This is a genomic window from Sphingomonas radicis, assembly GCF_051400635.1.
In the GTDB taxonomy this organism is placed as follows: Bacteria; Pseudomonadota; Alphaproteobacteria; order Sphingomonadales; family Sphingomonadaceae; genus Sphingomonas.
Genome location: NZ_JBLFFG010000002.1, coordinates 158,969 through 185,942, shown reverse-complemented (window position 1 = coordinate 185,942; position 26,974 = coordinate 158,969). Strand labels below are relative to the sequence as shown.

The window sequence follows — 26,974 nt, the reverse complement described above, 5'->3', positions numbered from 1 at the left end:
TGTGACCGTCCGCTCCTTTCAGGGGAGGGGCCGGCCGCGCTGGCGCTGCGCATCGGCGCGTAGCGGATTTGCAGGCGATTCCTCTCTTCGTCGAGAGGGATCGCTTCGTAATGACCTTGACGCTCGCCCTGCTGCTGGGGCTCCAGACCACGCCCGTCGCACCCATTGAGAAGGGCACCGCGCTTCCGCCGCCCAGTGCCGAGGAAGCCGCGGTGCTCGCGCCGATCCGCGCGATGTTCGCGGGCCTCGCCGCACGCGACGGCGCCGCGATTGCCGCGCAGACCCGGCCCGAGGGCCATGTCGCAGTCGCGGTCGAGAAACCCGACGGCACGCGCAGCCTGCGCCACATGAGCTGGAGCGACTTCACCGGCGGCATCAAGCCCGGACCCGAGAAATATGAGGAGCGCATCGCCAATCCCGCGGTCGAGATCGACGGCGACATCGCGATGGTCTGGGCGCCCTACAGCTTCCTGGTTGACGGCAAAGTGCATCATTGCGGCACCAATCACTTCGATCTCGTCCGTGAGAATGGCCAGTGGAAGGTGCTCAACATCACCTGGAGCCAGCGCACTACGGGATGTGACGCGCAATGAGCCGCGACCGTCTGTTCCTGCTCGAGTCCGAGTTTGCCGATGCCGAGCTTCCCGGGCGCAGCTTCTATTGCAAGGACTGCATCACGATCGAGGGGCTGCTCGCGGCCTTTCCCGATCGGGCGTCGGGCCTCGACGTCGTCCGCGTCGCCTATCCTCGGCCCCGACCCGAGGTGATCGCCGCGATCGGCGAGGCGAACCAGAACCTTCCCGCGCTCGCCTTCGCCGAGGGCGGGTTCGTCAACGACATCGAAGCCCTGCTCGCGGCGCTCAATCGCCGCCACGGCTTTCCGGAGCGGCATCCATGATCGAATCGCTTCTCATCGCCAATCGCGGCGAGATCGCCTGCCGGATCATCCGCACCGCCCGGCGGATGGGTATCCGCACGATCGCCGTCTATTCGGACGCCGACGCGCAAGCGCTCCACGTCCGCCAGGCCGACGAGGCGGTCCACATCGGCCCTTCGCCGGCCCGCGAGAGCTATCTGGTCGGCGAAAAGATCATCGCGGCGGCCAAGGCTACCGGCGCGCAGGCGATCCACCCGGGCTATGGCTTCCTCTCGGAAAACGCCGATTTTGCCCAGGCAGTGATCGACGCGGGGCTGGTGTGGGTTGGCCCCAACCCGGGCAGCATCAGTGCGATGGGCCTGAAGGACGCCGCCAAGGAGCGAATGATCGCGGCGGGCGTGCCGGTCACTCCCGGCTATCTCGGCGAAGACCAGTCGCCCGAGCGTCTGAAGGCCGAAGCCGATGCGATCGGCTATCCGGTGCTGATCAAGGCCGTCGCGGGCGGCGGCGGCAAGGGGATGCGTCGCGTCGACGCTCCCGCCGATTTCGCCGACGCTCTCGCCAGCTGCAAGCGCGAGGCAGCTTCGTCGTTCGGCGACGATCGCGTGCTGATCGAGAAGTACGTCCTGAGCCCGCGCCACATCGAAGTGCAGGTGTTCGGGGATACCCACGGCAATGTCGTCCACTTGTTCGAGCGCGACTGCTCGCTCCAGCGCCGCCACCAGAAGGTGATCGAGGAGGCGCCCGCCCCCGGCATGGACGCGGCGACGCGCGAGGCGATCTGCGCCGCTGCGGTGCGCGCGGCCAAGGCGGTCGACTATGTCGGCGCCGGCACGATCGAGTTCATCGCCGACGCGAGCGAAGGCCTGCGTGCCGATCGCATCTGGTTCATGGAGATGAATACCCGGCTTCAAGTCGAGCATCCCGTGACGGAGGAGATCACCGGCCAGGATCTGGTCGAATGGCAGCTCCGCGTGGCCAGCGGTGAACCGCTGCCGAAGAAGCAGGAGGAATTGGAGATCAACGGCTGGGCGATGGAAGCCCGGCTATATGCGGAGAACCCGGCCAAAGGGTTCCTGCCTTCGATCGGCCGTCTGGAGCGATGCTTCTTCCCCGAAGACGATGTTCGGGTGGATACCGGCGTCGAGCGAGGCTCCGAGATCAGTCCTTTCTACGATCCGATGATCGCCAAGATCATCGTCGCTGCCGATACGCGCGAGAACACGATCGCCTTGCTGCGCCAGAAGATGGAGGGCGTAGCGGTCTGGCCGGTCAAGACGAACGCCGGCTTCCTCCATCGTGCGCTGAGCATGCCGGATTTCGCCGAGGGCAGCATCACGACGGGATTTATCAGCGAGCATCTTGAGGCGCTGGTTCCCGAGGATCGGCCCAGCTCGCTGCTACTGGGGCAAGCCGCGCAGATCATCGTCGCGAGCCAAGCCGAAGGCCATGTCGCGGGCCCTGCAGGCTTTCGTCTTAACGCGCCGAGCCGGCGGTTGGTATGCCTTGAAGTCGACGGTGAGACCTACACCGTCGAAGCGGACCAGGAACCGTTTAACGACATCTATGCCTCACCCGTCGGACGCGACGGCGCGCTGGTCACCCAGGATGGTCAGACCTTCGGTGTGTTGCTCAAGCGCGGAACGACTACCGGTGCAGCGGCTGCGGGTGACGGCGCGGTCATTGCGCCGATGCCCGGTCGAGTGACTTTGGTGGAGGTTGCCGCGGGCGACGCTGTCACGAAGGGTCAGAAGCTCCTCACGCTCGAAGCGATGAAGATGGAGCATGGCCTGGTCGCGCCCTTTGACGGCACGGTCGCCGAACTCAAGGCTGAGGCGGGGGCCCAAGTCACCGAAGGCACGCTGCTCGCCCGGATCGAGCCCGCCGAGTGAACACGGAAACCCCCTGATGCACGCCGGCGGTCCCGGCGCCACGCGCTTCGCCCGCGTCCGTGCGCGGCTCGAAGCGGCGCAGCCCAAATCGGGCTGGAAGGCGTGGGTCTACGAGTTCCTGCTGTTCGGCTTCAAGCAGGGATGGGCGTGCCTGTTCGGTGGGCTGCTGCTCGGGCTGCTCCTAGCCACGCACCTCTTCTACCCCGCCGACGCTCCGCTCGCCCGCTACGACTTCCTCGTCATCGGCGCCGTCGCGATCCAGATCGGCATGCTCGTTTTCCGGCTGGAGAGCATCGAGGAAGCCAAGGTCATCCTCGCCTTCCACCTGGTCGGCACGGTGATGGAGCTGTTCAAGACCGCGCATGGATCGTGGCTCTATCCCGAGCCAAGCCTGCTCAGGATCGGCGGCGTGCCGCTCTTCTCCGGATTCATGTATGCAGCGGTCGGCAGCTACATCGCCCGGGTCTGGCGCATCTTCCGCTTCCGTTTTCCCGGCTATCCGCCGCGCTGGACCAGCTGGGTGCTCGCGGCGGCGATCTACATCAATTTCTTCGCGCACCATTGGCTGCCCGACGTCCGGCTCCTGCTCTTCGCCGCCACCGGGCTGCTCTTCTGGCGCACGCGGGTATGCTTCACCGTGTGGCGCCGGGAACGCTGGATGCCGTTGCTGCTCGGCTGGTTCCTGGTCGCGCTGTTCATCTGGTTCGCGGAGAACATCGCTACCTTCTCGCGCGCCTGGGTCTATCCCAGCCAGGAAGACGGATGGGAGATGGTGTCGCCTGCCAAGCTGGGCGCCTGGTATTTGCTGATGATCATCTCGTTCGTATTGGTGGAGTCTATCCACGGGCGCCGCAGATAGGACGCAAGCATGTTCCTGGCCTTCCTCGACGAGCTGCGCGCTGCGGGCATCCCGGCCAGCCTCAAGGAGCATCTGCTGCTCCTCGAAGCGCTCGACCGCGAGGTGATCGAGCGCACGCCCGAGGCATTCTACTATCTGGCACGCGCGACCTATGTGAAGGACGAGGGACTGCTCGACCGGTTCGACCAGGTCTTCGCCAGGGTCTTCAAGGGCATCGCCGCGACCTACGGCGTTGCTCCGGGCGAGATCCCCGAGGAATGGCTGAAGGCAGTCGCCGAGAAGTTCCTGACGCCCGAGGAAATGGCGCAAATCCGCGCGATGGGATCGTGGGACGAGATCATGGAGACGCTCAAGCGGCGGCTGGAGGAGCAGCACGCGCGGCATCAGGGCGGCAGCAAGTGGATCGGCACCGGCGGCACCTCGCCTTATGGCAATTCGGGCTACAATCCGGAGGGCGTACGGATCGACGGCGAATCGAAGCATGGCCGCGCGATCAAGGTGTGGGACCAGCGTGCGTTCCGGAACCTCGACAGCACGCGCGAGCTGGGCACGCGCAACATCAAGCTGGCACTACGCCGGCTGCGCCGCTTTGCGCGCGAGGGCGCGGCCGACGAGCTCGATATCGACGCGACGATCGACGGCACTGCGCGCCAAGGCTGGCTCGACGTTCGGATGCGCCCCGAGCGGCACAATGCCGTCAAGCTGTTGCTGTTCCTCGACGTCGGCGGATCGATGGACCCGCACATCAAGCTCTGCGAGGAGCTGTTCTCGGCCGCGACCAGCGAGTTCAAGAACCTCGAATTCTTCTACTTCCACAACTGCGTCTACGAGGGCGTGTGGAAGGACAATGCCCGCCGCTTCACAGAGCGGACGCCCACAGGGCAGGTGCTCCACAAATACGGCCACGACTATAAGCTGGTGTTCGTCGGCGACGCTTCGATGAGCACCTATGAGATCACCCACCCCGGCGGCTCGGTCGAGCATTTCAATGAGGAAGCCGGCGCGGTGTGGATGCAGCGCCTCGTCAGCACCTATCCCGCTGCGGTGTGGCTCAACGTGTTGCCGGAGGCGCACTGGGGATATACCCAATCGGTCCGCCTGATCCGCGAGCTGATGCAGGACCGCATGTACCCCCTCACGCTGGCTGGTCTGGACGATGCGATGCGCGAGCTGAGCCGGAAGCGCTAGAAGCGCTCGACCGCGCGCTGGATGCGGCGCAGGACCGCGCCGTCGTGGGCCGGACCGGTGGCGGCTTCGGATGCCAGCGCCATGAGCCGAACCGCCCCGAAGCTTGCCGAAAGGCCCTTGAGCCGCAGCGCGGCCGCAGTCCAGCTCTGTGCGCTGTCCGCGCCTCGCAAGGCGCCGATGCAGCGGTTCACGCTTTCGAGGAAAGCTTCGCGCAGTTCGGCGATCAGCGCGGGCTCGTCGCCTACCGCTGCCGCCAGGGTCGCATCGATTGCACCGGGATCGTAAGCCATGCGCACGATGCTAGAGCGCATGGCTTAATCATTGGTTGCGTTGGCGCTGTTCGCGGCGAGGCGATTTGTGATACACCCGGTGTATGATTGGGGGACAACCCGCAGAATTCGCGAAACGCGTTGTGAGCACCGGCAACGGACAGCCCGAAGTCGGAGACTTCGTTCATGCCGAGCCCGTGTACGAGATCGAGGAAGAGGACGAGCCAGTTCGGGGCGGCGCTAGCTGGCTGCCTGCCCTCATCGCAGTGGTCGCCGTGCTCGGCTGGATCGCCGGGGCCATCTGGCTCGCACTCCCGGCGCTGCGCGGCCCGATGGAGCCCGTGGCGCTGATCGAGCTGCTGGCGGCGATGTGCGTGCCGCCAGCGCTGATCGCCATCCTCTACCTGCTCGCGCTGCGCACGAGCCGCGCCGAGGCGAAACGCTTCGGCGCCACTGCCCGCGCGATGCGTGCCGAGGCCGCGAGCCTGGAGCGCGTCGTCGCGACCCTCGCACGCAAGATCAGCGAGAACCGCGAGCTCCTGGCCGAACAGACCAACATGCTGATCGCGATGGGCGATCGGGCGGTCGAGCGGCTCGAGTCGGTCTCCGGGACCATGGGCAAGCAGGCGCGCACGCTCGACACGAGCACGCGTACGCTCGCCGAAGCCTCGGCCGATGCGGAACGTCGTGTGGAGATCGTGCTGTCGTCGCTGCCCAGGGCGCATGACGAGATGCGCGAGATGGCGAACCGCGTGGACGCCGCCGGGCTGCTCGCCAGCCAGCGCGCAGCCTCGCTCGACGCCCAGCTCACCGCGCTGGCGGAGCGCGGGCGCGAAGCTGATTCGATCGCCGGGGGCGCGGCCGAACGACTCGCCGCACATATCGCGCGGATGGAAGCCACCAGCGAGACGGCGAGCGCGCGGCTTGAGCAGGTTACCGGCGAGATGTCGTCCGCAGTGGACATAGTGCTCGAGAGCGCAGCCCAGGCCGTGGACGAGGCTCGCAAGGGGATCGCCGCGCAGGGCGAGGCGATCCTCGCGATGCTGAGCGCCAACCAGGCGGCGCTCGACCGCGCAGGACGCGACAGCGCCGAGGCGCTGGGTGGGCGAATGGCCGAGATCGAAGAACGGATCGGCCGGATCAGCGCACGGCTCGGCGAGGAGCAGGGCCGCGGCGAGGCGCTGTTCGCCGAGCTTTCGGGCGGCGTCGACCGGTTGGACCGGGAACTGCAGACGCTGCATGCCTCGGGCATGGAGCGTACCCATGCGCTCGCCACGTCGGTAAGCACGCTTCATGCATCGATGGATGCGATGGCGCAGGCATTGCGTGCAGGCGACGATCTGGCGCGCAGAGTAATCGGTACATCCGAGGATCTGCTCACTGCTCTCGACGCCTCGGCACGCGAGATCGACGAGACGCTTCCCGCGGCGCTCAGCCGGCTCGATCAGCGGATTGCGACCAGCCGTCAGGTCGTAGCCGGCACCAGGCCCGATTTGCTGGCACTGGTTTCAGCCGCCGAAAGCACCCACGAGGCGATCGAAGCGATCGCCGATGTTATCGGCCAGCAGCGCGACTCGCTTGCCAAAACCCAGGCGTCGCTGCTCGAGACGCTCGCGACCAGCAGCGAACAGGTGGTTGCAGTCGGCGACGTTGTCGATGAGACGATCGAAACCACGCGGCGTTTCGCCGAGACCGCCGCGCCGCAGTTGGTGCACGCGCTGGCCCGAGTTCGCGAGACCGCAAGCGCGGCCGCGGATCATGCCCGTGACGCGATGGCGGGAATTGCGCCCGGAGCGGCCCGTGCGCTTGAGGAAGCCAGTACCACCGCTCTTCGGCGTGCAGTTGACGGCTCGGTGCGGTGGCAGCTCGCCGAGCTTGCCGAGGCGACTGAAGCCGCGGTGGGCGCAGCCGCGCGCGCTTCGGAGCGGCTGAGCCAGCAGATGATGGCGCTCGCTAACACCACCTCGCAGATCGACGCCCAGATCGCGGATGCGCGCGCGGAGATCGAAGCGGCCGACAGCGACAGCTTCTCGCGCCGCGTCTCGCTGCTGATCGAGGCGCTCAACTCCTCGGCGATCGACATCGCCAAGGCGTTCTCGGCGGAAGTCGCCGACAGCGCCTGGGCCGCCTATCTGAAGGGCGACCGGGGCGTCTTTACCCGGCGAGCGGTGCGGCTGCTCGATCCGGCGCAGTCACGCGAAGTCGCACGCCTCTACGACGCCGACGCTGCGTTCCGCGAGAACGTCAACCGCTACATCCACGACTTCGAGGGGATGCTGCGCCACATCCTGACGCTGCGAGACGGATCGCAACTGGGCATCACGCTACTCTCGTCGGACATGGGCAAGCTCTACGTCGTGCTGGCGCAGGCAATCGAGCGCCTGCGCACCTGAGAAGCCCGGGACGCGCCTAGGGGCGCGCCCAGTCGAGCATCGCGGGCGTGACCCAGCCATAGAGATAGTTGAGGAAGAAGAGCCCGAAGAGGATCGCCGAGACGATCGTCGTTCGCAGCAGCAGCTTCTTCACCGAGAAGTCGTGCGGCGCACTTTCGGCCTGACCGGGGACAAGCTCGCCGCCGGCCTCGTGCGCAGTCCGCACGCCGAAAGGCAGCACCAGGAACACCGAGAAGGTCCAGAAGAGGAAATAGATCGCGAGCGCGGATTGCCAGCGCACGTCAGATCTCCACGATCAGCACATCGACCACCGGCTTCTTGCCCGTGAAGCGCGTCGCCGCGCGGCGAACCGCGAGACGGACGCTCTCGCGCAGCTTTTCAATGTTGCGCCCGTCGCTCCTGACCGCTTCCTTGGCGGCGGCGGCGGCTTCCTCGAGGAAGGCTTCCTTGTCCTCCTCCACCGGCACGCCCTGGATGCGCACCTGCGGTGCGCCCGCCAGCTTGCCGCCGCGCACTGCCACCGCGACCGAAATTTGGCCGTAGAGCGCAACGCGACGCCGTTCGTTGATCGTCGAGCCGTCCGCCGGAAGGATCACGTCGCCATCGAGCACAAGCCGCCCGGCGGGCGCGAAGCCGACTCGCTCGGGCGCACCCGGCGCCAGACGCCAGATCTCGCCATTCACCTGGGTGATCGCGCGGGGCACGCCCAGCGACTTGGCGAAGCGTGCCTGCTCATGCATGTGCCGCACCTCGCCGTGCACCGGCAGGACGATCTCGGGGCGGATCCAGCGGTACATCTCGGCGAGCTCGGGCCGGCCGGGATGCCCCGAGACGTGGATGAAGGCCTGGCGATCGGTGACGATGTCGACGCCCTTGGCCGCCAGCGTATTCATGATCTTGCCGATCGCGATCTCGTTGCCGGGAATCTGGCGCGACGAGAAGACGACGAGATCGCCTTCGGTGAGCTTGAGCTGGTGCGTCCCGTCGGCAATCCGCGCAAGCGCGGCGCGCGGCTCCCCCTGCCCGCCGGTCGCGACGATCAGCACCTTGTCACGCGGCATCGTCATCGCGGTGTCGAAGTCGACCGTCTCGGGGAAGTCCCGCAGATAGCCGGTCTGGCGCGCAACCCGGATGATACGGTCGAGCGAGCGCCCGGCGACGCACAGCGCGCGGCCGGTGTCCTGCGCGACTTCGCCCAAAGTCTGGAGCCGTGCGGCGTTGGAAGCGAAGGTGGTGACGAGCACGCGCCCCTTCGCTGCGCCGATCACTTCGTCGAGCCCGGTGCGTACGTCCGCTTCCGATCCCGAGGCTTCGGGATTGAACACGTTGGTCGAATCGCAGACCAGTGCGAGCACGCCCTCGTCGCCGATCGCAGTCAGCTCCGCGGCGGTCGAGGCGCCGCCCAGCGAAGGCGCGTCGTCGAGCTTCCAGTCGCCGGTGTGGAAGATCCGGCCATAGGGGGTCTCGATCAGGATCGCGTTGCCCTCGGGGATAGAATGGGCGAGCGGCGTGTAGGTCATCGTGAACGGCCCGATCGAGAACGGCCCCTCCTCATCGACGACATTGAGCTCGATCCGGTCCTCGATCCCTTCTTCCTCGAGCTTGCCGCGGATCAGGCCGGCAGTGAACGGGGTGGCATAGAGCGGCACGTCGAGATCGGCAGCGAGATAGGGCAGCGCGCCGATATGATCCTCGTGCCCATGTGTGAGCACGATGCCGAGCAGATCGTCGAGCCGTTCCTCGATGAACTGGAGGTCGGGCAGGATCACGTCGACGCCCGGATAATTGGCGTCGCCGAAGGTGATGCCGCAATCGACCATCAGCCACTTGCCCTGCGTCCCATAGAGATTGACGTTCATGCCGATCTCGCCCGAGCCGCCGAGCGCGAGGAAGAGGAGTTCGTTACCGGGTTTCACTGTAATTCCTTGTCAGGCCGCGACGCTGCGTTCCCACAGCATGGCCAACCCCTGAATGGTCAGATCGGGTTCAATCACGTCGAACACATCGGTGCGCTTCTCAAAAAGCACCGCGAGCCCGCCGGTTGCGATAACCTTGGAAGGGCGCCCCACCTCGGCCTTGAGCCGGGCCACCAGCCCCTCGATCATCGCGACATAGCCCCAGTAGATGCCGATGTGCATCTGGTCGACCGTGTTGCGGCCGACAACGCTGGTCCCCTCGGGCGCGGTGATCGCGATGCGCGGCAGCTTTGCCGCCGCAGTGACGAGCGCGTCGAGCGACAGGTTGATGCCCGGCGCGATGATCCCGCCCTTATAGGCACCACGATAATCGACCACGTCGAAGGTGGTGGCAGTGCCGAAATCGATGATGAGCAGGTCGCCGGGATGCCGGGCATGGCCGGCAATCATGTTGAGCGCGCGATCTGCGCCGAGGTTGCCCGGCTCGTCCACGTCGAGCGGGAAGCCCCATTCGGCCTTGCCCTGCCCGGCGATCACCGGCTCGGTCTTGAAATATTTCTGCGCCAGCACCTCCAGATTGTGGAGCGCGCGCGGCACCACCGTGCCGATGATCACGCCGGTGACGGCCGAACGGTCATAGCCCTCGAGCGCAAGCAACTGGCTCAGCCACACGGCATATTCATCGGCAGTGCGCCGCGGATCGGTGGCGATCCGCCAGCGTGCGCGGACGTCTCCGCTCTCGACCAGCGCGAAAACCACATTGGTGTTGCCGGCGTCGACCGCGAGCAGCATCGCTTTCCCCTTCAGAGCAGGAACACGTCGCCTGCGTGAATGACATGGCGGCCGCCGTCGGCCAAGCGCAGGATGAGCGCGCCCTGCCCATCCAGCCCCTCGAACAGCCCCTCCACGGCACTGCCGTCCGCCAGGCGCGCGGTCAACGCAGTGCCCGGCGGATGCGCGCGTGCCATCCAGCGATCGCGGACCGCGCCGATCCCTTCTCCGCGCCAGCGCGCCAGCCACCGCGCGAAGGCCTCGGCCAGCGTCTCGGCGAAGACCTGCGGATCGGGGACCGGGCCATGAGCGGCAAGGCTGGTGGTCGGCCGGTCGAGGCTCTGCGGATGATGCGCGAGGTTGACGCCGAAGCCGATGATCACAGCATTCTCCACACGTTCGAGCAGAATGCCGGACAGCTTTGCGCCACCGACGAGCAAGTCGTTGGGCCATTTCAGCACCGTACCCGCGCCTTCGCCCGTAAACAGGAAGGTGGAGACCGTCTCCTCCAGCGCGACCGCGGCGACCAGCGCGAGAGTGGCGGGCGAAGGATCGGTCGGCCGCAGGCGCACCAGCGTGCTCGCGTAGAGATTGCCTGCGGGCGATTCCCAGGCACGACCCTGCCGGCCCTTTCCCGCGGTCTGGCGCTCGGCGCGCAGCCACAGACCTTCGGCCGCGCCGCTGCGGGCGAGCTCGGCCATGTCGGCGTTGGTCGAGCCCGTCTCCGCGGCGGTCCGGAGGGTGTGGCTCAGAACAGCGCCCTTGCGGCCGCTGCGGTCCACAGGCCGAGCGGCCCGAGCAACAGCCAGCCGACCGGCGAGATCGCCGTCGCGGTGAGCACGATCAGCCCGCCTTCGACTGCGTCGGCACGACCGGCAAAGGCCGGTGCGGGCGCGTCGAAATACATCGTCTTGACGATCTTGAGGTAATAATAGGCGCCGATCACCGATGCGGCGGCCGCGACCGCTGCGAACACCCACAGGCCCGCCTGCACCGCAGCCATGAAAACGCCCAGCTTGGCGAAGAAGCCGAGCAGCGGCGGGATGCCCGCCAGGCTGAACATGAAGATCGCCAGCGCGAGCGCGAGCCCGGGCCGGGTGCGCGACATGCCCGAGAGGCTCTCGATCGTCTCGATCGAGCCGCCCTCGGCATCGCGCATCTGGAGCACCACCAGGAAGCTGCCGAGCGTCATCACGACGTAGATCGCCATGTAGACGAGCACGCTCGACACGCCCTCCGCGGTGCCCGCGGCCAGGCCGACCAGCGCGAAGCCGACGTTGTTGATCGACGAATAGGCGAGCAGCCGCTTGATATTGGTCTGGCCGATCGCGCCGACCGCCCCGAGCACGATCGAGGCGAGCGAAGCGAAGATCACGATCTGGCGCCAGTCGTGCAGCGCCGGCCCCATCGCCTCCACCGCGACGCGCACTGCGAGCGCGACCGCCGCCACCTTGGGCGCCGAGGCGAAGAAGGCAGTCACCGGCGTCGGCGCGCCTTCATAGACGTCGGGCGTCCACATGTGGAACGGCACGGCGCTGATCTTGAACGCGAGGCCGGCGAAGACGAACACCAGGCCGAAGAGCAGCCCGAAGTTGCGGCCGCCCTCGGGCGTTGCCGCATAAGCTTCGGCAATGCCGCCGAACAAGGTGGTGCCCGAGAAGCCGTACACCAGGCTGATGCCGTAGAGCAGGATGCCCGAGGCGAGCGCACCCAGGACGAAATACTTGAGGCCTGCCTCAGCCGAGCGCGTGTCGCGACGCATGAAGCTGGCGAGCACATAGGCCGAAAGACTCTGGAGCTCGAGCCCGACGTAGAGCGTGATCAGATCGCCCGCGGAGACCATCATCCCCATGCCGGCGGCGGAGAGCAGGATCAGCACCGGATATTCGGGGCGCAGGTCGTCGCCCGAGGTGCGCTGGAAGAAGCGCGGGGCGATCACGATCGAGACCGCGGCCGCGGCGAAGATCAGCACCTTGGCAAAGGCCGCGAACATGTCGGCGCGGTAGAGGCCGTCGAAGGCCGTGCCGCCCGCCGAAGCAGGCCCGGCGAGCGAGATGCCCGCGCCGAGCAACACCGCCACGGCGGCCCAGCTCACCAGCCGGGTCGAAGCCTGGCCGCCCCATGCGGCGACCAGCATCAGCAGGATTGCGCCCACGGCGAGCACCAGCTCGGGGAGCGCCATCAGAAGTTGCATCGAATAGCTCATCAATGTGCCTCCCCGTGCGCGGAGGCGGCTTCGCCGTGGCCAGCTTGCGCGGCAGCGGCGGCGGCGGGATTGCCCGGAGTTGGCTGCGAGTCACCCGGAGGTGCGGCGCGCGAGACGCGCTCCACCAGGCGCGCAGTGTCGGCACGCATCGGGGCGAGGAAGCTTTCGGGATATACGCCCATCCACAGCACCACCGCGGCGATCGGCGCGAGCAGCGCGATCTCGCGCAGCGACAGGTCCGGCATCGCCTTGACGTCTTCCTTGGTCAGATCGCCCCAGACGACGCGGCGGAACAGCCACAGCATATAGGCGGCGCCCAGGATGATACCGGTGGTGCCGAGCAACGCGGTGACGGTCGAGACCTTGTACGTCCCCATCAGGCCCAGGAACTCGCCGACGAAGTTACTCGTGCCCGGCAGACCGACCGAAGCCATGGTGAAGAGCAGGAACAGCGTGGCGTAACGCGGCATATTGATCGCGAGGCCGCCGTAGCGATCGATCTCACGGGTGTGGAGCCGATCGTAGATCACGCCGACGCACAGGAAGAGCGCGCCCGAGACCAGACCGTGGCCCAGCATCACCATCATCGCGCCGTCGATCCCCTGCGGGTTGAGCGCGAACAGCCCCATCGTCACGATCGCCATATGCGCGACCGACGAATAGGCGATCAGCTTCTTCATGTCGGTCTGCACCAGCGCGACGAGGCTGGTGTAGATCACCGCAACGCACGAGAGCACGAAGACGAGCGACATGAACTGCGCCGAGGCTTCGGGGAACATCGGCAGCGAGAAGCGCAGGAAGCCGTAGCCGCCAAGCTTGAGCAGCACGCCTGCCAGGATCACCGAACCTGCCGTCGGCGCCTGGACGTGCGCGTCAGGAAGCCAGGTGTGGACCGGCCACATCGGCATCTTGACCGCGAACGAGGCGAAGAAGGCGAGCCACAGCCATGTCTGGACGTGCGGTGCGAAGTCGTGCGCCATCAGCGCCGGGATCGACGTGGTGCCGGTGGTCAGCACCATCGCGATCATCGCGACCAGCATCAGCAGCGAGCCGAGCAAAGTGTAGAGGAAGAACTTGTACGACGCGTAGATGCGGTTCGCCCCGCCCCAGATGCCGATGATCAGGAACATCGGGATCAGCCCGCCTTCGAAGAAGACGTAGAAGAGGAACAGGTCCTGCGCCGCGAAAGTGCCGATCATCAGCACTTCGGTGGCGAGCATCGCAGCCATATATTCGGGGACGCGCTGCTCGATCGCTTCCCAGCTCGCGCCGATGCAGATCGGCATCAGGAACACCGAGAGCAGGATCAGCAGCAGGGCGAAACCGTCGATGCCGAGCGCCCAGGCGAACTCGGCCGAGCCGAGACGGAACAGCGTGACGTGCTCGACGAACTGCCACTGCTCGCCGCCGATCTGGAAGTTGGCCCAGAGCAGGCCGCCCAGGACGAGATCGACCAAAGTCGCGACGAGCGCGATCCAGCGGGCGCTCTGCGCATTGACGAACAGGCACGCCACCGCCGCGAGTGCGGGAACAGCGAGCATGACGGTGAGGATCGGGAAGCCGCTCATCCTGCGATCACCCAGGTCAGCGCCGCAGTGAGGCCGATCAGCATGATGAACGCATAGGTGTAGACATATCCCGATTGCAGCCTGACCGCGCCGACGCTGCCGAGGCGGACGATATTGGCGAGCCCGTTGGGGCCGAAGCGGTCGATGGTCTTCTCGTCACCCGCCTTCCACAAGACGCGGCCGATAGCGAATGCCGGGCGCACGAACAGGAAGTTGTAGAGCTCGTCGAAGTACCATTTGTTGAGCAGGAAGGTGTGGACGACGCGGAAGTTCTCCGCGACTGCGCCGGCGAAGCTCGGACGCTTGATGTACGCGTACCAGGCGATCACCAGCCCCGAGAGCATCGCGACGGTCGCCGAGAGCTTCACCCAGGTCGGCACCTCATGCATCGCGTGCATCAGATGCGTGTCGAACGCGAGCGCGCCGTTCCAGAAATGCGCGCCCTCCTCGGCTTCGATGAAGAAGCCGTGGAAGACATAGCCCGCCGCGATCGCGCCGACGGAGAGCAGCAGCAGCGGGAGCAGCATCACCCACGGGCTCTCGTGCGGGTGATAGCCCGCGGTGCCCTCATGACCGTGATCGTGCGGGATCTCGTGCGCTGTCGGCTCGTGCCCGGCACCTTCCTGCGCGGGACCCTTGTCGTGCGCATGGTCGTGGCCGTGCGCGTCGTGGGCGGCGTGCTGGATGTGCTCCGAGCCTGCCCAGCGCGGCTTGCCGAAGAAAGTGAGGAACACCACGCGCCACGAATAGAAGCTGGTGAGCAGCGCGACGAACACACCGACCCAGAAGGCGCTCGGCACGCCCGCGGCCCAAGCCGCCTCGATGATCGCATCCTTCGAATGGAAGCCGGCAAACCCGATAGCGAGATGGTTGCCGAGCACCGCGGGGATGCCGACGCCGGTGATCGCGAGCGTGCCCGCGGTCATGGTCCAGAAGGTGATCGGGATGTGCTTACGCAACCCACCGTAGAAGCGCATGTCCTGCTCGTGGTGCATCGCATGGATCACCGAGCCGGCGCCGAGGAACAGCAACGCCTTGAAGAAGGCGTGCGTGAACAGGTGGAACATCGCCGCGCCGTACGCGCCGACACCTGCGGCGAAGAACATGTAGCCGAGCTGCGAGCAGGTCGAATAGGCGATCACGCGCTTGATGTCGGTCTGCACCAGGCCGACGGTCGCGGCGAACAGGCAGGTCGCGGCACCAACGAAGGTGACCACGCCGAGTGCGGTGGGGCTCACTTCGAACATCGGCGAGAGGCGGCAGACCATGAACACGCCCGCGGTGACCATCGTCGCGGCGTGGATCAGCGCCGACACCGGAGTCGGGCCTTCCATCGCGTCGGGAAGCCAGGTGTGGAGCCCCAGCTGCGCCGACTTGCCCATCGCCCCGATGAACAGCAGCAGGCATAGCAGCGTCATCGTGTCGACGCGCATGCTCCAGAAGCCGATAGTCGAGCCGGCCATGCCGGGTGCAGCCTCGAGGATCGCAGGGATCGAGACGGTGCCGAACACCAGGAAGGTGCCGAAGATACCGAGCATGAAGCCGAGGTCACCCACGCGGTTGACCACGAAGGCCTTGATCGCGGCGGCGTTGGCGCTCGGCTTGCGGAACCAGAATCCGATCAGCAGGTAGGACGCGAGGCCCACGCCTTCCCAGCCGAAGAACATCTGGACGAGGTTGTCCGCCGTCACGAGCATCAGCATCGCGAAGGTGAAGAGCGAGAGGTAGGCGAAGAACCGCGGTTGATCCGGGTCCTCGCTCATATAGCCCCAGCTATAGAGGTGGACGAGCGCCGAGACGCTGGTGATCACCACCAGCATCACTGCGGTCAGCGAGTCGACGCGCAGCGCCCATTCGGCGTGAAAGTCGCCCGAGACCATCCAGTTGAGCACCGGAACCACGGTCGCCTCGGCGCCATGGAGGTACTGGAGGAAGATCGGCCAGGAGAGCGCGCACGAGACGAACAGCGCGCCCGTGGTGACTATCTTGGGGAAGGCGCTGCCGAACGCCTTGTTCGACAGACCCGCGACCGCCGCCGCGATCAGCGGCAGGAAAACGATTAGGAGAATCGGCGACATCAGCCCTTCATCCGATTGACGTCGTCGACCGAGATCGTGCCCCGGCTACGGAAGTAGATGACGAGAATGGCAAGCCCGATCGCGGCCTCGCCTGCGGCGACGGTCAGCACGAACATCGCGAAGACCTGGCCGACGAGATCGCCCAAGGCCGCCGAGAAGGCGACGAGGTTGAGATTCACCGCGAGCAGGATGAGCTCGATCGCCATCAGGATGACGATCAGGTTCTTCCGGTTCATGAAGATGCCGAGCACGCCCAGCGTAAACAGGATCGCCGAGACGACCAGATAATGGGTGACGCCGATCACAGCTCGACCCCCTGCCCCACTGGTGGGTTCATGTTGCGCGTAGCATCCTTCGAACGCCGGTTGATCTGGCGGTTGATGTTCTGGGGGCGGACGTCGCTGCGCTGGCGATAGGTGAGCACGATCGCACCGATCATCGCCACCAGCAGCACCAGCCCCGCGCCTTCGAATACGAACAGGTAGCGCGTGTAGAGCAGCCGCCCGATCGCCTCGATGTTGGGCACTCCAGCGTCGATCGGCGCGATGCGGCGGCCAAGCTGAAGCCCGCCCGCGCTATAGGCACCGATCGCAATGACGATCTCGGCGACGAGCGCGATCGCGAGCGCGAGGCCCACCGCGGCATAGCGCATCACGCCCGCACGCAGCTCGGCGAAATCGATGTCGAGCATCATCACGACGAAAAGGAACAGCACCGCTACCGCGCCGACGTACACGATGACGAGCAGCATCGCGATGAACTCGGCGCCCGCGAGCACCATCAGCCCCGCCGCGTTGAAGAAGGCGAGGATGAGCCACAGCACGCTATGCACCGGGTTGCGCGAGAGGATCGTCATGGCCCCGGAGGCCAGGACGACGAACGCGAACAGATAAAAGGCGAGAAGCTGGATCATGCGCGCAGCGTCACCCCCGCGAAAGCGGGGGCCCAGCTCCCGAACCCGTTCGCCTGCCCAGCCGGCAGGAGATGGGTCCCCGCTTTCGCGGGGATGACGGCGGTAGAGTGAATCATCGTGCGTCCCACTGTTGCGGCGCGCTTAACGGTACGGCGCATCGGCGGCAAGGTTCGCGGCGATCGCGCGCTCCCAGCGGTCACCGTTCGCGAGCAGCTTGTTCTTGTCGTAGATCAGCTCCTCGCGGGTCTCGGTCGAGAATTCGAAGTTCGGCCCCTCGACGATCGCATCGACCGGGCACGCTTCCTGGCACAGGCCGCAATAGATGCACTTGGTCATGTCGATGTCGTAGCGCGTGGTGCGACGGCTGCCGTCCTCGCGCGGCTCGGCCTCGATCGTGATCGCCAGCGCGGGGCACACTGCCTCGCACAGCTTGCACGCGATGCAGCGCTCTTCGCCATTGGCGTAGCGGCGCAGCGCATGCTCGCCGCGGAAGCGAGGCGAGATCGGGTTCTTCTCATAGGGATAGTTGATCGTCGCCTTGGGCTTGAAGAAATACTTCAAGGTCAGCCAGTGCGCCTTCACGAACTCCCAGAGCGTGAAGGATCGGATCAGTTGCGCGGCGCTCATGCGGGCACTCCGACGCGGGTCAACATCAAGAACCCGGAAACGAGGAAGACGAAGATCAGCGACAGCGGCAGGAAGATCTTCCAGCCCAGCCGCATCAGCTGATCGTAGCGGTAGCGGGGCACCGTGGCCTTGATCCAGCTGAACACGAAGAAGAAGAAGGCAATCTTGGCGAACAGCCAGAGGATGCCCGGCACCAGATAGAGCGGCGCCCAGTCGACCGGGGGCAGCCAGCCGCCCCAGAAGAGCACGGCGTTGAGCGTGCACATCAGGATGACGTTGGCATATTCGCCCAGCCAGAAGAGCGCGAAGCTCATCGAGCTGTATTCGGTCTGGTAGCCGGCGACGAGCTCGGACTCGGCCTCGGTCAGGTCGAACGGCGGGCGTGCGGTCTCGGCGAGCGACGAGATCAGGAACACCACCCACATCGGGAAGAGCAGCGGATTGAACCCGAAGCCGTTGAGGAAGCCGAGCACGGTGCCCTGCTGCGCGGTGACGATGCCGGAGAGGTTGAACGTCCCCGCCCAGAGCACAACCGAGATCAGGACGAAGCCGATCGAAACTTCGTAGCTCACCATCTGCGCCGACGCGCGCAGCGCCGAGTAGAACGGGTATTTCGAGTTGGACGACCAGCCCGAGATGATCACGCCGTACACGCCGAGCGACGAGGCGGCGAGGATGTAGAGCAGGCCGACGTTGATGTCGGCGAGCACCACGCCCGCCTGGAACGGGATCACCGCCCAGACGATCAGCGCCACCGTGAAGGTGATGATCGGCGCCATCAGGAACAGCCCGCGGTTCGCCGCCGCGGGGATGATCGTTTCCTGCAGGAACACCTTGAGACCGTCAGCGAAGCTCTGGAGCAGGCCGAGGGGGCCGACCACGTTCGGGCCGCGGCGCAGCGCCATCGCCGCCCAGATCTTGCGGTCGGCGTAGATCACCATCGCCACCGTCAGCATCAGCGGCAACGCGATCGCCAGGATGCCGACGATCGTGGCGACGAACCACGCCCATTCGTACGACATGCCCCAGGATTGGAAGAAGGCGGTCATTCCGCGGCCTCCGCAAAGTCTTCGCCGTGGATCAGTTCGGCCGAGCAGCGCTGCATCGTCGGCGAGGCGCGGCAGATGGCGTTGGTAAGGTAGAAGTCCGCGATCGGATAGCTCACCGGCCCCTTGGCTTTGGCGGCGAGCTTCGGCGGGGCCCATTCATAGGAGACCAGCCCCTCCTGCCCCAACGCCGGAACTTCGCTCGCCATCGCGGCGCGAAGCTCGTCGAAGCTGTCGAACGGCAGCGTATGGCCGAGCTTTTCCGAAAGCGCGCGCAGGATGCTCCAGTCCTCGCGCGCATCGCCGGGGGCGAACACCGCGCGGTCGGCGCGCTGCACGCGGCCTTCGAGGTTCACATAGGTGCCGGGCTTCTCGGCATAGGTGGCGCCGGGCAGGATCACATCGGCGTGATGCGCGCCCTTGTCGCCATGATGGCCGATATAGACCTTGAAGCTGCCGGCAAACGCCGTGAAGTCGACTTCGTCGGCACCGAGGAAGAAGGTCAGCTTGGGCGCGGCGGCGACGATATCCGCAATGCCGCCCTTCTGCGCCCAGCCGAGCATCAGCCCGCCCATCCGCGCCGCGGCGGTGTGGACGACGTTGAAGCCGTTCCACGCTGCGTCGGTCTCGGTCGCCGTGCGCTGGAAGGCCTTGGCCATCGCAAGCGCCGGGCCGTGCCCGTCCTTGAGCGCGCCGGGGCCGACGATCAGCAGCGGCTTCTTGGCGTTGTCGATCGCCTGCGCCGCCACCTCGGGCAGCTTGCCGAGCAGCTCGAGGTCGTTGCCCAGCCATTCGACCTTGTAGGTGAGGTCCACCTCGGGGCCGATCGCGAAGACCTTTGCGCCCTTCTTGATCGCCTTGCGGACACGCGTGTTGATCAGCGGCGCTTCCCAGCGCAGGTTCGAGCCGAGCAGCAGGATCGCGTCGGCGTCTTCCACTGCGGCGATCGTCGAGTTGAACGCCACCGCGCCGAGGTTGGTCACGTCATAGGCCATGCCGGTCTGGCGGCCTTCGATCAGATCGGAGCCGAGCGCCTTCACCAGCGCCTTGGCGGCGTACATCGTCTCGCAGTCGAGCAGATCGCCGGCGATCGCGGCAACGCTGCTGCCCGCGGTTTTGGCAACTGCGGCGATCGCGTCGAACGCCTCGTCCCAGCTTGCCTCGACCAGCTTGCCGTCACGGCGCACGTACGGCTTGTCGAGCCGCCGACGAACCAGCGCGTCGACATGGTAGCGCGTCTTGTCGTGCGCCCATTCCTCGTTGACGTCCTCGTTGATGCGCGGAAGCACGCGCATCACCTGGCGGCCGCGGCTGTCGAGGCGGATGTTGGTGCCCACGGCATCCATCACGTCGATCGACAGGTGCTTGCGCAGCTCCCAGGGGCGATATTCGAACGCCACCGGCTTGTGGGTGAGCGCACCGACCGGGCAGAGATCGACCGTGTTGCCCGAGAGTTCGCTCTTGAACGCCTTCTCGAGATAGGTGGTGATCTGCATGTCCTCGCCGCGATAGATCGCGCCGATATCCTCCACGCCCGCCACTTCCTCGCCGAACCGGACGCAGCGCGTGCACTGGATGCACCGCGTCATGATCGTCTTGATGATCGGGCCCATGTACTTCTCGGTCACGGCCCGCTTGTTCTCGGTATAGCGGCTGTGGCTGCGGCCATAGGCCAGGCTCTGGTCCTGCAGATCGCACTCGCCGCCCTGATCGCAGATCGGGCAATCGAGCGGGTGATTGATCAGCAGGAATTCCATCACACCTTCGCGCGCAGCCTTCACCATCGCGCTGTCGGTACGGACTTCCTGGTTGTCGGCGGCGGGCAACGCGCACGAAGCCTGCGGCTTGGGCGGCCCGGGCTTCACTTCGACCAGGCACATGCGGCAATTGCCGGCGATCGACAGCCGCTCATGATAGCAGAAGCGCGGAATCTCCTTCCCTGCGGCTTCGCAAGCCTGGAGCACGGTGGCGCCCTGGGGCACCTCGACTTCGATTCCGTCTACTTTGAGCTTGGGCATTATCGGCTACTCGTCTGAGCGGATTGCGCCGCTACGGAACGGAAGGCCGCTGTTGCGAGCATGGCGCGCATGCCTTCCGGATTGACCTCATACTGGCGACCGGCACTGCAAGCCTTGACCGCCGGATCAAGTCGACCGACGGCAGCTGCTTCCTCTTCGCTGCCCAAGGTGGTCACGAACAACGCAGAAACGTCGTCCGGCACCGAGCGAACAACGCAGATCGCCATCGCGTCGCTTGGTGAAAAGGCGGTTGTCTGCACACCCCCAGCGGCCTTTGCGAGGCGCGTTTTCAGCGGAGACCCTTCCCTCTCCAGCAGCAGCTCGGCCATGGCACCTGCAACCAGCAAAGAACTGCTACGCATCGTCGCCCCGCGACTGCCAGTCTTCCGGAGCACGCGAGAACAATGAGCGTTAGCGCTGCGGATGGCATCCATCGCATTACGGTATTCAGAACTGCGAAAATCCTTCGTCAGCGTCTCCGAGACCTTGTCCGCACTACCGTCAACCACACAAGCGGCGTAGCGCTCGAGCGTCTCGCGAGCTTCGAGAGTCACGGGAGCGGCCTCAGCCGGAGCACTCTGCACGGCTGCAAGCATCATAGTGGTGGCAGCAAAGATCCCGATCACTCCGCCGCCTCCATCATCGGCGCCTCACCCGCGCCGCGGCGCTCGTTGATGCGGCGTTCGAGTTCGGGGCGGAAATGGCGGATCAGGCCCTGAATCGGCCAGGCGGCGGCGTCCCCGAGCGCGCAGATCGTGTGGCCTTCGACCTGCTTGGTCACCTGCTGGAGCGTGTCGATCTCGGCAATGTCGGCGTCGCCGGTGCGCAGCCGCTCCATCACGCGCCACATCCAGCCGGTGCCTTCGCGGCACGGCGTGCACTGGCCGCAGCTCTCGTGCTTGTAGAAATAGCTGAGGCGGCTGATCGCGCGCACGATGTCGGTGGACTTGTCCATCACGATCACGGCGGCGGTGCCGAGGCCCGAACCGACGGCGCGCAGGCCGTCGAAATCCATCGGCGCGTCCATGATCTGCGCTGCGGGAACGAGCGGCACCGAGGAGCCGCCCGGGATCACCGCGAGCAGATTGTCCCAGCCGCCGCGGATGCCACCGCAATGCTTCTCGATCAGCTCGCGGAACGGGATGCTCATCGCTTCCTCGACCACGCACGGCTTCTCGACATGGCCCGAGATCTGGAAGAGCTTGGTGCCCTTGTTGTTCTCGTTGCCGAAGCTCGCGAACCATTCGGGGCCGCGGCGAAGGATGGTCGGCGCCACTGCGATCGATTCGACGTTGTTCACCGTGGTCGGGCAGCCGTAGAGGCCTGCTCCGGCCGGGAACGGCGGCTTGAGCCGCGGTTGGCCCTTCTTGCCCTCGAGGCTTTCGAGCATCGCGGTCTCTTCGCCGCAGATGTACGCGCCCGCACCGCGGTGGACGAAGACGTCGAAGTCATAGCCCGAGCCACAGGCGTTCTTGCCGATCAGCCCGGCGTCATAGGCCTCGGCGACCGCGGCGAAGAGCGTCTCGGCCTCGCGGATATATTCGCCGCGAATGTAGATGTAGGCGGCACGCGCGCGCATCGCGAAGCCGGCGACCAGCGCGCCCTCGATCAGCAAATGCGGATCGTGGCGGATGATCTCCCGGTCTTTGCACGAGCCGGGCTCGGACTCGTCGGCGTTGATCACCAGGAAGCTCGGCCGCTCGGGCGTCGGGTTCTTGGGCATGAAGCTCCACTTCATGCCGGTCGGGAAGCCCGCGCCACCGCGACCGCGCAGACCCGAGGCCTTGATGCGATCGATGATCGTGTCCTGGCCGAGCGCGAGCAGCGCCTTGGTATTGTCCCAGGAGCCGCGCTTGAGCGCAGCCTGCAGGTTCCACGGCTGGTAGCCGTAGACATTGGTGAAGATGCGGTCCTTGTCGGCGAGCATCTCAGCGAGGACCCTTCTTGAAGAACATGAGGTAGATCAGCACCGCCACGCCGATCAGCAGCAGTGGGCCGAGCAGGTTGAAGGTGATCTTGAGCACCCAGCCAGCGACGACGACGGCGCCGATGATCGCGAGGATCGTGACGATCAGGTTCTTGTTGTCGCCGCTCATCACCATTCCCCCCGGTAATCGTGGTTCTCGGTAACCATCGCCTGCAGCGTCGTCGGGCCGCCGAGCGGCTCGACCGTATGGCGGCCGGGCTCCTGCGTGCCCGTCTTGGGGCTCTCGCCCTTCGCCAGCGCGTCGAGGATCGCGAGCGTGCGGTCGTAGGTCAGGTCTTCGTAATTGTCGTCGTTGATCTGGACCATCGGCGCCGACGAGCAATTGCCCATGCACTCGACCTCGGTAAGCGTGAACAGCCCGTCCTCGGTGGTGTGGCCCTTCTTCATGCCGCGCGCCTTACATGCAGCCATCACATCGTCCGAACCGCGCAGCATGCACGGCGTCGTGCCGCAAACCTGCACATGATAGCGGCCGACCGGCACCAGATTGAACATGGTGTAGAAGGTCGCGACTTCGAACACGCGGATGTAGGGCAGCCCCAGCTCGCGCGCGACGAATTCGATCACCGGAATCGGCAGCCAACCCTGGGTGTTGGTCTCCGCCCCCACCTGGCGCTGGGCGAGGTCGAGGAAGGGAATCGTGCACGACTGCTGGCGGCCCGCCGGATAGCGGCCGAGGATTTCCCGGGCCTTCTCGGCATTTTCGGGCGACCAGGCGAACGCGCCCCAGCGCGCGCGGGTCTCTGCCTCGTCGGGAAGTTGTGGGGCTTCAGCCATCAGCGAATGAACTCCACCCGATCGACCTTGTCGTCGGAGAACGAATAGATGGACATCACTTCGAAGGGCTCGGCTTCGGGCGAGCGCGCGACCTTCTCGTGCAGAACGACGGTGTCGCCGAGCGCATAGGAAGTGAGGATTTCAGCACGATTTCCGGGAAACTCGGCGAACATCGCATTGAGGCCCGAGCGCACGCCTTCGCGACCCTCGCGCAGCACCGCGCCGCGATAGGTCGCCTCGCAGGCGCCGTCGGTCATCAGCGCGACATAGCCGTCGGCGTCCTGCGCATTGTAGCGCGCGATCATCTCGTGCGCGATTGCCACACGATCGATGCTCACCGGTCGCACTCCCCGAACACGATGTCCATCGCACCCAGGATCGCAGTCGTATCAGCGAGCATGTGGCCCTTGGACATGAAGTCCATCGCCTGGAGATGGCTGAACGCGGTGGGGCGGACCTTGCACCGGTAGGGCTTGTTGGTGCCGTCGCTCACCAGATAGACGCCGAACTCGCCCTTGGGGCTTTCGGTCGCGACGTACACCTCGCCCGCGGGCACGTGATACCCCTCGGTGAAGAGCTTGAAGTGATGAATCAGCGATTCCATCGACTGCTTCATCTCCCCGCGGCGGGGCGGCGCGACCTTGTGGTCGAGCGTCAGCACCGGTCCTTCGGGCATCTGCTGCAGGCACTGCTTCATGATCCGCGCGGACTGGCGGACCTCCTCGACGCGCACCATGAACCGGTCGTAGCAATCCCCGCGCGTGCCGACGGGAATCTCGAACTCCATCCGATCATAGACGTCATAGGGCTGCGAACGACGCAGATCCCAGGGGATGCCCGCGGCGCGGATCATCGGGCCGGAGAAGCCCCAGCGCATCGCGTCATCGCGGCTCACCACCGCGATATCGACGTTGCGCTGCTTGAAGATGCGGTTCTCGGCGACCAGGCTGATCGCATCCTCGAACAGCCGCGGCAGGCGGGTGTCGAGCCATTCGGCGATGTCGGTGAGCAGCTTGAGCGGCACATCCTGCCGCACCCCGCCGACGCGGAACCAATTGGCGTGCATGCGCGCGCCGGATGCACGCTCGAAGAAGTTGAGCGTGTCCTCGCGCAACTCGAACAGCCACAGATTGGGCGTCATCGCACCCACGTCCATCACATGGCTGCCCAGGTTGAGCAGGTGGTTCGAGATGCGGGTCAGCTCGGCGAAGAAGACCCGCAGATACTGGCCGCGGAGCGGAACCTCCAGATCGAGCAGCTTCTCGACCGCGAGCACGAAGCTGTGCTCCATGCACAGCGGCGAGCAATAGTCGAAGCGATCGAAATAGGGCAGCGCCTGGGTGTAGGTCTTGTACTCGATCAGCTTCTCGGTGCCGCGGTGGAGCAGCCCTACGTGCGGATCCACGCGCTCGACGATCTCGCCGTCCAGCTCGAGCACCAGGCGGAGCACGCCGTGCGCGGCTGGATGCTGCGGGCCGAAGTTGATCGTGTAGTTCTGGATCGCGACGTCGCCCGTTGCCGGGTCCTTGATGGTGTCGCGCTCCATCATCTTCTCGACGGTATCAGCCACGGCGGCCTCCCCCAAATCCGTTCGTGCTGAGCTTGTCGAAGCACGACTCCGCCCGCTGGTCTTCGCAGGACAGTCCGCCCTTCGACAGGCTCAGGGCTAACGGGGAAAAATATCCGAACTTCGTCACTGGTTCTGCCCCTTGCCGGGTGCCACATCAGGGTCCGTCGGCTTCTCTTCGGGCTTGTTGCCGGGATGGTCCTGGCCCGCGCCAGTCTGGGCGGTGCCGTCCTTGGTCTTGGCACGCTTGGCGCGCGGCTTGACCGGCTTGGTCGCGGCCTCGCCCGCCTTCACCACATCGTCGGCGGTGACGGGGCTCGGCGCGCCCTTTTCCTCAGGGACCGGCGGTGGCGGAGGCGGCGCAGGCGCGGGAGCCGGCGCGGGCTTGGCCTGGGGCGTGTCGGCAGGACCGGGCCCCGGCGCAGCCTTCTCGTCGCCGGGCAGCACATAGGCTGCGCCTTCCCAAGGGCTCATGAAGTCGAAATTGCGGAAATCCTGCGCGAGCTTGACCGGCTCATAGACCACGCGCTTGGCCTCTTCCGAATAGCGCAGCTCGACATAGCCGGTCTGAGGAAAGTCCTTCCGTAGCGGATGCCCCTGGAAGCCATAGTCGGTGAGGATACGGCGCAGGTCCGTGTTGCCCTCGAACAGCACGCCGTACATGTCGTAGACTTCGCGCTCGAGCCAGCCGGCGACGGGCCAGATGTCCGTCACCGAAGGCACTGGCTGCTCTTCGTCGGTGGTGACCTTGACCTTGATGCGGTGGTTTCGCGTCAGGCTGAGCAGGCAATAGACGACATCGAAGCGCTCGGACCGCGCCGGATAGTCGGCACCCGCGATCTCCATGAGCATCTGATATTCGAGGCCGGGCGTGTCGCGCAGCGCGATCATCGCATCCACCAGTCGCACACGATCGAGCGTCAGATTGACTTCGCCGACCTTGTCCTCGGCATGGAGCAGCATGCCGCCGAGCGCGGCGGTGGCCGTATCGATCACGCCGTCGTTCGCGGCGTAGCGAGGTGCAGGCGCCCTCACCGTTCGAGCGTCCCGATGCGGCGGATTTTGCGCTGGAGCTGCATTACGCCGTAAAGAAGCGCCTCGGCGGTCGGCGGGCAGCCGGGGACATAGATGTCCACGGGCACGATCCGGTCGCAGCCGCGCACGACGCTGTAGCTATAGTGGTAATAGCCGCCGCCGTTGGCACACGAGCCCATCGAGATGACGTATTTCGGCTCCGACATCTGATCGTAGACGCGGCGAAGCGCCGGAGCCATCTTGTTGCACAAGGTGCCCGCGACGATCATCACGTCCGACTGCCGCGGAGATGCGCGCGGCGCGGCGCCGAAGCGCTCCATGTCGTAGCGCGGCATGTTGACGTGAATCATCTCGACCGCGCAGCAGGCGAGACCGAAGGTCATCCACCACAGCGAGCCGGTACGCGCCCATTGGAACAACTCCTCGGTCGACGTGACGAGGAAACCCTTGTCGCCGAGCTCGGCATTGATGTCGTCGAGGAACGCCACGTTGGGCAGCGTCCCCGGCGCCAAAGGACCTTGGGTCGGGCTGAGTTCTACTCCCACTCCAACGCACCTTTCTTCCATGCATAGACGAGGCCGAGCGCCAGCTCGACGATGAAGATCATCATCGAGATCCAGGCGGTCCAGCCGAGATCGAACACCGAGACCGCCCAGGGATAGAGGAAGGCGGCTTCGAGATCGAAGACGATGAACAGGATCGCGACGAGGTAGAAACGCACGTCGAACTGGCTGCGCGAATCCTCGAAGGCGGGAAAGCCGCACTCATATTCGGTGAGCTTCTCCGGCGTCGGCTGATGCGTGCCCGTCAGGCGCCCCACCAGCATCGGCAGGAATACGAAGGCGCTCGACAGCACCAGCGCCACGCCGAGGAACAGCAGGATGGGCAGATATTGCGATAGATCGACCAATTGCCTTCTCGCAGATGCGGAATTTGGTGCGGCTTTAGGCCCGTCGACCGAGTGCGGCAAGGCCCGGAAGCCCTGAG

28 protein-coding genes are annotated in these 26,974 nt (G+C 65.9%); 6 read left to right on the top strand and 22 right to left on the bottom strand.

What is annotated here, in order from left to right:
* The first annotated feature begins 110 nt into the window (after positions 1-110).
* From ACMGDH_RS07845 to ACMGDH_RS07825, 5 genes are read left to right on the top strand one after another with little or no spacing between them, the layout of a single operon-like run.
* Positions 111-593, top strand: a complete 483-nt coding sequence (locus ACMGDH_RS07845; RefSeq protein ID WP_436827392.1) for a nuclear transport factor 2 family protein — start codon at positions 111-113, stop codon at positions 591-593.
* A complete protein-coding gene (locus ACMGDH_RS07840) occupies positions 590-898 on the top strand; it encodes a DUF3088 family protein (protein ID WP_436827391.1) in 309 nt (102 codons plus the stop codon). Before ACMGDH_RS07845 ends, ACMGDH_RS07840 begins: the two co-directional genes overlap by 4 nt.
* Positions 895-2,769 carry an acetyl/propionyl/methylcrotonyl-CoA carboxylase subunit alpha gene (locus ACMGDH_RS07835; RefSeq protein WP_436827390.1) on the top strand — a complete coding sequence of 625 codons (1,875 nt, stop codon included), beginning with the start codon at positions 895-897 and terminating at the stop codon, positions 2,767-2,769. The genes ACMGDH_RS07840 and ACMGDH_RS07835 overlap by 4 nt, the downstream gene beginning before the upstream one ends.
* A gap of 16 nt (positions 2,770-2,785) precedes the next feature.
* Positions 2,786-3,628: a DUF817 domain-containing protein gene (locus ACMGDH_RS07830; protein ID WP_436827389.1), complete on the top strand. Its 843-nt coding sequence runs from the start codon at positions 2,786-2,788 to the stop codon at positions 3,626-3,628.
* A gap of 9 nt (positions 3,629-3,637) precedes the next feature.
* Positions 3,638-4,816: a vWA domain-containing protein gene (locus tag ACMGDH_RS07825; RefSeq protein WP_436827388.1), complete on the top strand. Its 1,179-nt coding sequence runs from the start codon at positions 3,638-3,640 to the stop codon at positions 4,814-4,816.
* Here ACMGDH_RS07825 and ACMGDH_RS07820 read toward each other — a convergent pair.
* Complete coding sequence (locus ACMGDH_RS07820) at positions 4,813-5,106, bottom strand: Hpt domain-containing protein (RefSeq protein WP_436828216.1); 294 nt, start codon at positions 5,104-5,106, stop codon at positions 4,813-4,815. The two genes, ACMGDH_RS07825 and ACMGDH_RS07820, sit on opposite strands and share 4 nt — an antisense overlap.
* A gap of 122 nt (positions 5,107-5,228) precedes the next feature.
* Between ACMGDH_RS07820 and ACMGDH_RS07815 the strand changes: the two genes are divergently transcribed.
* A complete protein-coding gene (locus ACMGDH_RS07815) occupies positions 5,229-7,478 on the top strand; it encodes a hypothetical protein (RefSeq protein ID WP_436827387.1) in 2,250 nt (749 codons plus the stop codon).
* A gap of 16 nt (positions 7,479-7,494) precedes the next feature.
* Here ACMGDH_RS07815 and ACMGDH_RS07810 read toward each other — a convergent pair whose 3' ends face one another.
* The 21 genes from ACMGDH_RS07810 to ACMGDH_RS07710 form a co-directional block, all read right to left on the bottom strand.
* Positions 7,495-7,758 (bottom strand): DUF1467 family protein, encoded by a 264-nt coding sequence (locus tag ACMGDH_RS07810; RefSeq protein WP_436827386.1) that lies wholly within the window; start codon positions 7,756-7,758, stop codon positions 7,495-7,497.
* A gap of 1 nt (position 7,759) precedes the next feature.
* Positions 7,760-9,394 (bottom strand): ribonuclease J, encoded by a 1,635-nt coding sequence (locus tag ACMGDH_RS07805; protein WP_436827385.1) that lies wholly within the window; start codon positions 9,392-9,394, stop codon positions 7,760-7,762.
* Between the two features lie 12 nt (positions 9,395-9,406).
* Positions 9,407-10,186, bottom strand: coding sequence for a type III pantothenate kinase (locus tag ACMGDH_RS07800; protein WP_436827384.1), 780 nt, complete (start codon positions 10,184-10,186; stop codon positions 9,407-9,409).
* Positions 10,187-10,197: 11 nt separating this feature from the next.
* Positions 10,198-10,866, bottom strand: coding sequence for a biotin--[acetyl-CoA-carboxylase] ligase (locus ACMGDH_RS07795; RefSeq protein WP_436828215.1), 669 nt, complete (start codon positions 10,864-10,866; stop codon positions 10,198-10,200).
* Between the two features lie 47 nt (positions 10,867-10,913).
* A complete protein-coding gene (gene nuoN, locus ACMGDH_RS07790; RefSeq protein ID WP_436827383.1) occupies positions 10,914-12,371 on the bottom strand; it encodes an NADH-quinone oxidoreductase subunit NuoN in 1,458 nt (485 codons plus the stop codon).
* Positions 12,371-13,939, bottom strand: coding sequence for an NADH-quinone oxidoreductase subunit M (locus ACMGDH_RS07785; protein WP_436827382.1), 1,569 nt, complete (start codon positions 13,937-13,939; stop codon positions 12,371-12,373). The genes nuoN and ACMGDH_RS07785 overlap by 1 nt, the downstream gene beginning before the upstream one ends.
* On the bottom strand, positions 13,936-16,017 hold the full coding sequence (gene nuoL, locus ACMGDH_RS07780) for an NADH-quinone oxidoreductase subunit L (RefSeq protein WP_436827381.1): 2,082 nt from the start codon (positions 16,015-16,017) through the stop codon (positions 13,936-13,938). Before nuoL ends, ACMGDH_RS07785 begins: the two co-directional genes overlap by 4 nt.
* Positions 16,017-16,322 carry an NADH-quinone oxidoreductase subunit NuoK gene (gene nuoK, locus ACMGDH_RS07775; protein ID WP_029724228.1) on the bottom strand — a complete coding sequence of 102 codons (306 nt, stop codon included), beginning with the start codon at positions 16,320-16,322 and terminating at the stop codon, positions 16,017-16,019. Before nuoK ends, nuoL begins: the two co-directional genes overlap by 1 nt.
* Positions 16,319-16,930 carry an NADH-quinone oxidoreductase subunit J gene (locus ACMGDH_RS07770; protein WP_436827380.1) on the bottom strand — a complete coding sequence of 204 codons (612 nt, stop codon included), beginning with the start codon at positions 16,928-16,930 and terminating at the stop codon, positions 16,319-16,321. Before ACMGDH_RS07770 ends, nuoK begins: the two co-directional genes overlap by 4 nt.
* 141 nt (positions 16,931-17,071) lie before the next feature.
* Positions 17,072-17,557 carry an NADH-quinone oxidoreductase subunit NuoI gene (gene nuoI / locus ACMGDH_RS07765; RefSeq protein WP_436827379.1) on the bottom strand — a complete coding sequence of 162 codons (486 nt, stop codon included), beginning with the start codon at positions 17,555-17,557 and terminating at the stop codon, positions 17,072-17,074.
* Positions 17,554-18,606: an NADH-quinone oxidoreductase subunit NuoH gene (gene nuoH / locus ACMGDH_RS07760; RefSeq protein WP_436827378.1), complete on the bottom strand. Its 1,053-nt coding sequence runs from the start codon at positions 18,604-18,606 to the stop codon at positions 17,554-17,556. The genes nuoI and nuoH overlap by 4 nt, the downstream gene beginning before the upstream one ends.
* Entirely contained in the window at positions 18,603-20,621 is a 2,019-nt protein-coding gene (gene nuoG, locus ACMGDH_RS07755; RefSeq protein ID WP_436827377.1) for an NADH-quinone oxidoreductase subunit NuoG, read from the bottom strand. The genes nuoH and nuoG overlap by 4 nt, the downstream gene beginning before the upstream one ends.
* Positions 20,621-21,247: a hypothetical protein gene (locus ACMGDH_RS07750; protein ID WP_436827376.1), complete on the bottom strand. Its 627-nt coding sequence runs from the start codon at positions 21,245-21,247 to the stop codon at positions 20,621-20,623. The genes nuoG and ACMGDH_RS07750 overlap by 1 nt, the downstream gene beginning before the upstream one ends.
* Complete coding sequence (nuoF, locus tag ACMGDH_RS07745; RefSeq protein WP_436827375.1) at positions 21,244-22,548, bottom strand: NADH-quinone oxidoreductase subunit NuoF; 1,305 nt, start codon at positions 22,546-22,548, stop codon at positions 21,244-21,246. Before nuoF ends, ACMGDH_RS07750 begins: the two co-directional genes overlap by 4 nt.
* Before the next feature lies 1 nt (position 22,549).
* The gene (locus ACMGDH_RS07740) at positions 22,550-22,717 is read right to left on the bottom strand and encodes a hypothetical protein (RefSeq protein ID WP_436827374.1); all 168 of its coding nucleotides are present in this window, start codon (positions 22,715-22,717) and stop codon (positions 22,550-22,552) included.
* Positions 22,717-23,385 (bottom strand): complex I 24 kDa subunit family protein, encoded by a 669-nt coding sequence (locus ACMGDH_RS07735; protein WP_436827373.1) that lies wholly within the window; start codon positions 23,383-23,385, stop codon positions 22,717-22,719. The genes ACMGDH_RS07740 and ACMGDH_RS07735 overlap by 1 nt, the downstream gene beginning before the upstream one ends.
* On the bottom strand, positions 23,385-23,723 hold the full coding sequence (locus ACMGDH_RS07730; protein WP_436827372.1) for a nuclear transport factor 2 family protein: 339 nt from the start codon (positions 23,721-23,723) through the stop codon (positions 23,385-23,387). Before ACMGDH_RS07730 ends, ACMGDH_RS07735 begins: the two co-directional genes overlap by 1 nt.
* Positions 23,720-24,955 (bottom strand): NADH-quinone oxidoreductase subunit D, encoded by a 1,236-nt coding sequence (locus ACMGDH_RS07725; protein ID WP_436827371.1) that lies wholly within the window; start codon positions 24,953-24,955, stop codon positions 23,720-23,722. Before ACMGDH_RS07725 ends, ACMGDH_RS07730 begins: the two co-directional genes overlap by 4 nt.
* 123 nt (positions 24,956-25,078) lie before the next feature.
* Positions 25,079-25,987, bottom strand: coding sequence for an NADH-quinone oxidoreductase subunit C (locus ACMGDH_RS07720; protein ID WP_436827370.1), 909 nt, complete (start codon positions 25,985-25,987; stop codon positions 25,079-25,081).
* Positions 25,984-26,532 (bottom strand): NuoB/complex I 20 kDa subunit family protein, encoded by a 549-nt coding sequence (locus ACMGDH_RS07715; protein ID WP_436827369.1) that lies wholly within the window; start codon positions 26,530-26,532, stop codon positions 25,984-25,986. Before ACMGDH_RS07715 ends, ACMGDH_RS07720 begins: the two co-directional genes overlap by 4 nt.
* The gene (locus ACMGDH_RS07710) at positions 26,523-26,897 is read right to left on the bottom strand and encodes an NADH-quinone oxidoreductase subunit A (protein ID WP_436827368.1); all 375 of its coding nucleotides are present in this window, start codon (positions 26,895-26,897) and stop codon (positions 26,523-26,525) included. The genes ACMGDH_RS07715 and ACMGDH_RS07710 overlap by 10 nt, the downstream gene beginning before the upstream one ends.
* Positions 26,898-26,974 lie beyond the last annotated feature (77 nt).